This is a genomic window from Rhodococcus sp. S3 (assembly GCF_058211795.1).
The window spans coordinates 4,262,666-4,270,046 of the sequence record NZ_CM177074.1 but is presented as its reverse complement, the minus strand read 5'-3'; the positions used below and the strand labels follow the sequence as shown (position 1 = coordinate 4,270,046).

Below are 7,381 nucleotides of genomic sequence, written 5' to 3'. Positions count from 1 at the left end.
CGGGGGAAGCTGACGCGGCTGGCGCATCCAACGTCGAAGGCGGCTGATGAGTTCTATTCTCGGTGTGACCGTGGGGGAGAGCGCCGTTCGGGTGGTGCGGCCGGTGGATCGAACGATCCCGACGGCGGGGTTCCAGTTCCAGGTGGTCGAAACCGGTAAGGACGATCCGGCGCGGCTGGCGGCAGGCACCCTCGGGGTGCTCTTCCAGACCGGTGTGGCGGGCGATCCGATCGAGCGGGTGGGACTGGTCTATCGCGACCAGGCCCAGGGCGAGCGCCTGCGCGCGGCAATGGCCGTCGAGCACATCGACCGTTACCTGCTCGTCTCCGAACCCGAAGCCGCCGTCACCTATCTGCAGGCCACCGGCGAGCTCGGCAGCAACACCGCCGTCTTCTACGACCTCGGCGACGCCGGGCTCACCGTCACCGTCGTCGACCTCGTCTCCCGCGAGGTGCTCGCCGAACGCACCGACAGCATCGGCGGCCGCGTCTTCGACAACGTGATCCGCGACCACCAGCTCGACACCAACGGTGTGTGGCGCCCCGACGACCCCGCCACCGACGACGAATTGTCCGCCCAGTGCCGCGAGGCCAAGGAGAAGCTCTCGCTGAGCGAGACCGTGGCCGTGCCGGGCGCGGCGGGGGTCGTGCTCATGTCGCGCGAGACCTTCGATCCGCTCATCGCGCAGTGCGTCGAGTCGTCGGCGCAGTTCGTGCACCAGGTGATCTCCCGTGCCGGTCGCAACCCCGAGGCCGTCGTCCTGCTCGGCGGCGGCGCGCACATCCCGCTCGTGCAGGAGGTGCTGCGCTCGTGGCTCGGTCTGCCGCTGGTGGTGCCGCACGAGCCCGAACTCGTCCTCGCCAAGGGTGGGGCGATGGCCGCCGCGAAGCCTGCGAACTCGCAGCCGGTGAGCACCCTCACCCGCATCGTGCCGGGCCGCCCGTCGTCGACCAGCGCCGAGACCGAACAAATCCCGGTCGTCGCCGCTGCGGCCCCCGCGCAGACGACCGCAGCCGCCGCATCCGGGCCGGAGTCCGCCGACGCGAAGAAGCCGTGGTGGTCGACGCTGGCCGGTCGCGGTCCGTCGGTCAGCGGCAAGCAGATCTCCGGCGCCGGTATCGCGGGCACGGCCCTCGCGGTCGTCGCGGTCATCGGGGTGGCGCTGAGCACCGGCTTCGCGAGTTCGTCGACCGACGAGACGAGCCCGACCCAGTCGTACACCCCCCCGACGACCGGTGCGCCGCGGCAGAACCCCGCGCCGGCGGTGGCGCCCACGCAGGTCACCACGACCACCACCACGGTCGAGCCGGAGCCGGCTCCGACGACCTATTCGCCGCGCCCGGTTCCGCCGGCCCCCGAGCTTCCGCCCGCTCCGGCTCCGACCATCCCGGGGCTGGGAGTGCCGGTGCCGACGCTGCCGCCGCTGCCGACGATCGAGTTGCCGCCGCTGCCGCAGATCCGGCTTCCCTGAGTCACGCGCGTCGCGCGTGCCGGCCACCCGTCTGCTGTCCGGGTGCGTCGGTACGCGCGAGCACGGCGGCGATCGCGGTGGTGAGCGGTACCGACAACGTGAGCGCGATGCCGCCGACGCATGCGCGGACCAGCTCGATGGCCACGGCGTCGCTGGTGATCACATCGGTGATCGAGCGCCCGGCCACCGAGAACAGCAGCAGTAGGGGCAGCGCGCCACCCGCGTAGGCGAGGACGAGTGTGTAGACGGTGCTGGCGATGTGGTCGCGGCCCACGCGCATCGCCGCCGAGAAGATCTCGCGGCGCGACGACTCGGGATCGAGGCCGGCGAGTTCGAAGGCCGACGACGCCTGCGTGATGGTGACGTCGTTGAGCACACCGAGCGAGCCGATGATGAATCCCGCCAACAGTAGGCCAGAGATCGACACGTGCCCGATGTACAGCTGCACGTCGGTGTTCTGTTCCTCCGACAGACCGGTCAGGTGCGTCATGCGGATCGCGACGTAGGACAACAGGGCCGCGACGACCATCGACGCGAGCGTGCCGAGCAGCGCCGAACTGGTCCTCAGATTCACGCCGTGCGCCAGATACAGCACCGCGTAGAGGATGAGTGCACCGCCGACCAGTGCGACCGGCACGGCGGGTTTGCCGTCCAGGAGCGCAGGGAGCATGAACACCACCAGCACGCCGAACGCGACGCCCAGGCCGATCAGGGCCCGCAGACCGCGCCAGCGGGCGATCGCGACCACTACGACGGCGAACACCGCGACCACCAGCGCGAGCGGGAAGCCGCGGGCGTAGTCGTAGAAGGAGTACTGGGTGGCGCCCGCCGGATCGGTCTGGCGGACGAGACGGATCTCGTCGCCGGCCTGCAGTTCGGGCTGACCCGGGCCGGGGATCACCTCGAGGAGGGTCCGCGCACCGTCGTCGGGACCGGATTCGATGGCGACGATGCTGCGTTCGCAGTCGAAGGTGTTGCTCGAGGGAGGGGACGGCTCACCGGTGAAGACGCGCCCGAAGGACGGGCTGCCGCACGGTCCGGTGTTCTGTTCGACGACCGTCCCGGCCTCGGTGACGACGGCGCCGCCGCCGGTGGTCTGGAAGGGGGCGGGGATGTCCACGGAACGGCTGCTCGGCCACAGCAGTGCGGTGCCGAAGAGCACCAGGAGACCGATCGCAGCCAGTAGGCCGACGACGATCTTCGCGGCGATGGGTCCGAGGGGGATGGGACTTTCGGCCTGCCCGTGGCCGTGACCGTGTCCGTGGCTGAAATGGCCGTGTCCGTGATTCACCCGGACAGGCTAGCCAAGAGGCGAGAAGGTTTGGGCTGGTGGTGGCGGGGAGCAGGGGGGTGTCCCCGCCACCGTCACCTGATCTCGCACAGGGGGGATGGCGATCGATCAGGGAGCCCGGCACAGTGCGTAGTGCTTAGTGCCAATAAGACAAATTACTGGTTCCGACCCCGGCTTGGGGAGGGGTTGACATGTGGCGATGGTCACGAACCCGACAAACCGTCCGATCGGGTAGGTAGAGCATGCTCATATCCAGGGACTTTGGTCCCCGAAAGCCCCAAGATAACTGTTCGGCAACAATTACCGGTCCGGGGTCGGAGGCTCTGTCCTACTGCTTGTAGGAGGACAGGAAGTTGCCGATCCGCTCGATCGCGACCGCCAGATCGCGTGCCCACGGCAGCGTGACGATGCGCAGATGGTCGTGGTTCGGCCAGTTGAAGCCCGTGCCCTGGGTGACGAGGATGCGCTCCTGCAGCAGCAGATCCTGCACGAGCTTCTCGTCGTCGTGGATGTCGTAGACCTCCGGATCCAGACGCGGGAAGGCGTAGAGCGCACCGCGCGGCTTCACGCAGCTCACGCCCGGGATGGCGTTGAGCCGCTCCCACGCGACGTCGCGCTGCTCGAGCAGGCGCCCGCCGGGCAGCACGAGGTCCTCGATGCTCTGGTAGCCGCCGAGCGCCACCTGGATGGCGTGCTGGGCCGGCACGTTGGGGCACAACCGGGTCGAGGCGAGCAGATCCACGCCCTCGAGGAAGCCTGCCGCGTGATCCTTCGGGCCGGTGATGACCATCCAGCCCGACCGGTAGCCGGCGACCCGGTACGCCTTCGACAGGCCGTTGTAGGTCAGGCAGAGCAGATCCGGGGCCAGTGAGGCCAGGGAGACGTGCTTGGTGTCGTCGTAGAGGATCTTGTCGTAGATCTCGTCGGCGAGCAGCAGCAGCTGGTGCTTGCGCGCGAGGCGCACGATCCCCTCGAGCACCTCCTGCGAGTACACGGCGCCCGTCGGGTTGTTCGGGTTGATCACCACGATCGCCTTGGTGCGCTCGGTGATCCGGGACTCGATGTCGTCGAGGTCCGGGTTCCAGTCGTTGGTCTCGTCGCACAGGTAGTGCACGGGGGTGCCACCGGCGAGCGAGGTCATCGCCGTCCACAACGGATAGTCGGGTGCCGGGATGAGCACCTCGTCGCCGTCGTCGAGCAGGGCCTGCATGGTGATGGTGATGAGCTCGGAGACGCCGTTGCCCAGGTAGACGTCGTTGATGTCGAACTTGGGGAAGCGCGGTACGAGCTCGTAGCGCGTGACGATCGCGCGACGGGCCGAGGCGATGCCCTTGGACTCCGAGTAGCCCTGCGCGTGGGGCAGCGCCGCGATCATGTCCTGCACGATCGTGTCGGGCGCCTCGAACCCGAACGGCGCGGGGTTGCCGATGTTGAGCTTGAGGATGCGATGCCCCTCGGCCTCGAGCCGCGCGGCGTGGGCATGCACCGGCCCGCGGATCTCGTAGAGCACGTTCTGGAGCTTCGACGACTGCTCGAGCCGACGGCTGATGTGATGGTGAAGTTGGCCTTGCTCCTCGGTAGTCACGGGTTACATGGTGCCACCGTGCTGCAACACGATTTCATCCGCGTTTTGTAGGTCGTGGTAACGACTCGGGAAACAAGACGCGACGAATGTCCGGATCAGTGCGATGATCGAGGTCCATCTAGGCCTCACGTCGGGGTGACGTGGGGGAATGCAAGGAGCAAGTGGTATGGCGCAGGGCACTGTCAAGTGGTTCAACGCGGAAAAGGGCTTCGGCTTCATCGAGCAGGATGGTGGGGGAGCAGACGTTTTCGTCCATTACTCCGAAATCCAGGGTTCGGGCTTCAAGACCCTGGACGAGGGAGCACGAGTCGAGTTCGAGATCGGCCAGGGGCAGAAGGGCCCGCAGGCTCAGGGCGTGCGCACCATCTAGGTCGCACCCTTTCGAGAATTCCGCGTTCGACGGCGGCGCATCTTCGGGTGCGGCGCCGTCGTCGTGTGCTCTCCACCACAAACAGTGCGCAAGGTCCTACCGGTCGGTAAGTACTGCTTGTAAGGTGTGTCCGAGTCGTGGGGTAAGTCGTGGGGTAACAGTTTGTTTTCTCCGGTACGGGGGGATTCGTACCGGACGGTTTTTCCTTCCTGGGGGATTGGTGTCTATGGATTCGGCGACTCCTCGCAGCGCGACGCACGATCGATGGACCGACCCCAAGAAGCGCCTCTGGCTGTACGGACTCGTCATCCCCCTGAGCCCGTTCATCGCCTATTTCCTCGTCGAATACCTGCACCTCGGCGTCTTCTGGGCCACCGGTGCACTGGTCATCGCCGTCGTCTGCCCGTTGGTCGACGCGTTCGCGAGGCTGGACACGAGCAATCCACCCGAGAGCGTGATGCGGACGCTCGAGAACGACCGGTACTACCGCTACTGCACCTATCTCTATCTCCCACTGCAATATGCGGGCCTGACATTCGGGTGCTGGATGTGGGTGTCGCAGCCCATGGGCGGCGCCGAACGATTCGCGATGGCCGCCACACTCGGCATCGTCGGCGGTGTGGGCATCAACGCGGCGCACGAACTCGGACACAAGCGCACCACCATCGAGCGGCGCCTCGCGAAGATCGCGCTCGCCCAGTCGTTCTACGGCCACTTCTACGTCGAACACAATCGGGGGCACCACGCCCGTGTGGCGACCCCGGAGGACCCGGCCACCGCCCGCATGGGCGAGAGCTACTGGCGTTTCCTGCCCCGCTCGGTGTTCGGCAGCCTCCGCTCCGCCATCCGCTACGAGAAGGGCCGGCTCGAGCGTCGCGGCATGTCGTTCTGGAACGTGCGGCACAACGACATCCTCAACGCGTGGGCGCTGAGCGTCGTCCTCTATGCCGTGCTCATCGCGGTGTTCGGCTGGTCGATCGCCCCGTGGCTCGTCGTCCAGGCCGTCATGGCGATCATGTTCCTCGAAGGTGCCAACTATCTCGAGCACTACGGGCTGCTGCGCGAGAAGCGCCCGGACGGCAGCTACGAACGGGTGCAGCCCCAGCACAGCTGGAACAGCAACCACGTGTGCTCCAACCTGTTCCTCTACAACCTGCAGCGACACAGCGACCACCACGCCAACCCGCTGCGCCGCTACCAAACCCTGCGCTCGATGCCGCAGGCGCCGCAGCTGCCCGCCGGCTACGCGGTATTGATCATCCTGGCTCTGTTCCCACCCCTGTGGCGGCGGATAATGGACCCGCGACTGCTCGAGCACTACGGGCACGATGTGTCGCGAATCAACATTCAGCGTGGGAAGAGAACGGCGATTCAGGCACGATACGGCGGGGGAAACTAGGCGCCGGATCGCTCCGACCACCGACGCATGGCGACGCGCCTCGACGAACTGGGCATCCCCGCCATCATCGATATCCACGACGGCACCCACAACTGGGGCTACCGGCAGGACGACTTGCACAACTCGTGGCCCGTCCTCGGCCCCGCGATCGGCGCCTCCTGGCGAGTTCTCCACAGGCGGTCGGTTCATCCACAGATCCGGCCGATCGGCCGTTCTGCCGGCAGTTCGCCGTTCGGCTCGAGCGACGCTCGACGCATGCGCGACGACGTCCTCATCCATCGCAGCGACGCTCAGGCATCGGGCCGCACTCCGGGCGAGATCCGCGGTCTGGTCAGGAGCGGTCACTGGGTACGGCTCGCATCGGGTGTCTTCGTTCCCCGCGAGACGTACGAGGCAACCGACGACTTCGGCCGGCACGCATTTCGCGCACGGGCGATGCTGCAGGTCTCGTCACCCGACGCTGCGCTCAGCCACGTCTCCGCAGCCGTACTCCACGGACTGCGCCCGTGGAGAATCGCTCTGGACGACGTCCACCTCACCTACAACCGACGCAGCGGTGGCAAACGAACGCCGGGACGAGTGATGCACACGGCGCGACTCGACGAAGCCGAAGTAGTGGACAGATGCGGAGCCCGCGTACTGGAGGTCGCGCGGACCGTTGTCGATATCGCAGCAACCGAGCCGTTCGAAGAGTCGGTAGTGCTCGGTGACCGCGTGTTGCGGCACGGACTGACCGACATCGCATTGCTGCGGAGTGCGCTGGAGCGGATGGGATCTCATCCGGGACGCGCGCGTGCTTCCCGAGCGGTGGGAAGGATGGACGACCGTAGCGACAGCGTCGGCGAGTCGCGCAGTCGCATCCTGATGCTCGACGAACATCTGCCGGTCCCGCTTGCACAGGTCGATGTGCTCGACGCTGCCGATCGTTGGCTCGCGCGGGTCGACTTCCTGTGGCCCGAGCACGGTGTCATCGGTGAGTTCGACGGTCGTATCAAGTACCGACGCGACGGCGTCGCCACCAGGGATGCGGAGGACGTCGTCTATCAGGAGAAGCTGCGCGAGGACCGGCTGCGCCAGGCGGGGTGGGTGGTCGTGCGGTGGACGTGGGACGACCTGGAGACCCCGGGCGCGCTCGCGTCGAAGATCCGTGCGGCCATGGAGTTGGCGCGGCGGGGGAGTGGTCCGGTTGGGCGGTACGTCGTACGAAAGCTCACAACGCAGAAGTGAGGCTCACAACCCCAGTGGTTGACCACCACGGTTGCGAG

Annotated in this window: 6 protein-coding genes; 4 read left to right on the top strand and 2 right to left on the bottom strand. The window is 67.1% G+C overall.

Features of this window, described 5'->3' with window-relative positions:
• Positions 1-46 precede the first annotated feature (46 nt).
• A complete protein-coding gene (locus tag AC0LPE_RS19805) occupies positions 47-1,471 on the top strand; it encodes a DUF7159 family protein (protein WP_490605049.1) in 1,425 nt (474 codons plus the stop codon).
• A 1-nt stretch (position 1,472) separates the two neighbouring features.
• On the opposite strand, the gene AC0LPE_RS19800 is transcribed toward AC0LPE_RS19805, so the two are convergent.
• Together AC0LPE_RS19800 and AC0LPE_RS19795 are read right to left on the bottom strand one after the other, a co-directional pair.
• Positions 1,473-2,762: a YibE/F family protein gene (locus tag AC0LPE_RS19800; protein ID WP_016695926.1), complete on the bottom strand. Its 1,290-nt coding sequence runs from the start codon at positions 2,760-2,762 to the stop codon at positions 1,473-1,475.
• Positions 2,763-3,090: 328 nt separating this feature from the next.
• A complete protein-coding gene (locus AC0LPE_RS19795; protein ID WP_026061855.1) occupies positions 3,091-4,347 on the bottom strand; it encodes a pyridoxal phosphate-dependent aminotransferase in 1,257 nt (418 codons plus the stop codon).
• Positions 4,348-4,513: 166 nt separating this feature from the next.
• Here AC0LPE_RS19795 and AC0LPE_RS19790 point away from each other — a divergent pair, with 166 nt between their 5' ends.
• From AC0LPE_RS19790 to AC0LPE_RS19780, 3 genes are all read left to right on the top strand, one after another.
• Positions 4,514-4,717: a cold-shock protein gene (locus AC0LPE_RS19790; RefSeq protein WP_016695928.1), complete on the top strand. Its 204-nt coding sequence runs from the start codon at positions 4,514-4,516 to the stop codon at positions 4,715-4,717.
• 226 nt (positions 4,718-4,943) lie between these two features.
• Positions 4,944-6,116 (top strand): alkane 1-monooxygenase, encoded by a 1,173-nt coding sequence (locus AC0LPE_RS19785; RefSeq protein ID WP_490605048.1) that lies wholly within the window; start codon positions 4,944-4,946, stop codon positions 6,114-6,116.
• Between the two features lie 27 nt (positions 6,117-6,143).
• Entirely contained in the window at positions 6,144-7,343 is a 1,200-nt protein-coding gene (locus tag AC0LPE_RS19780; protein WP_229565643.1) for a hypothetical protein, read from the top strand.
• The last annotated feature ends 38 nt before the right edge of the window (positions 7,344-7,381 follow it).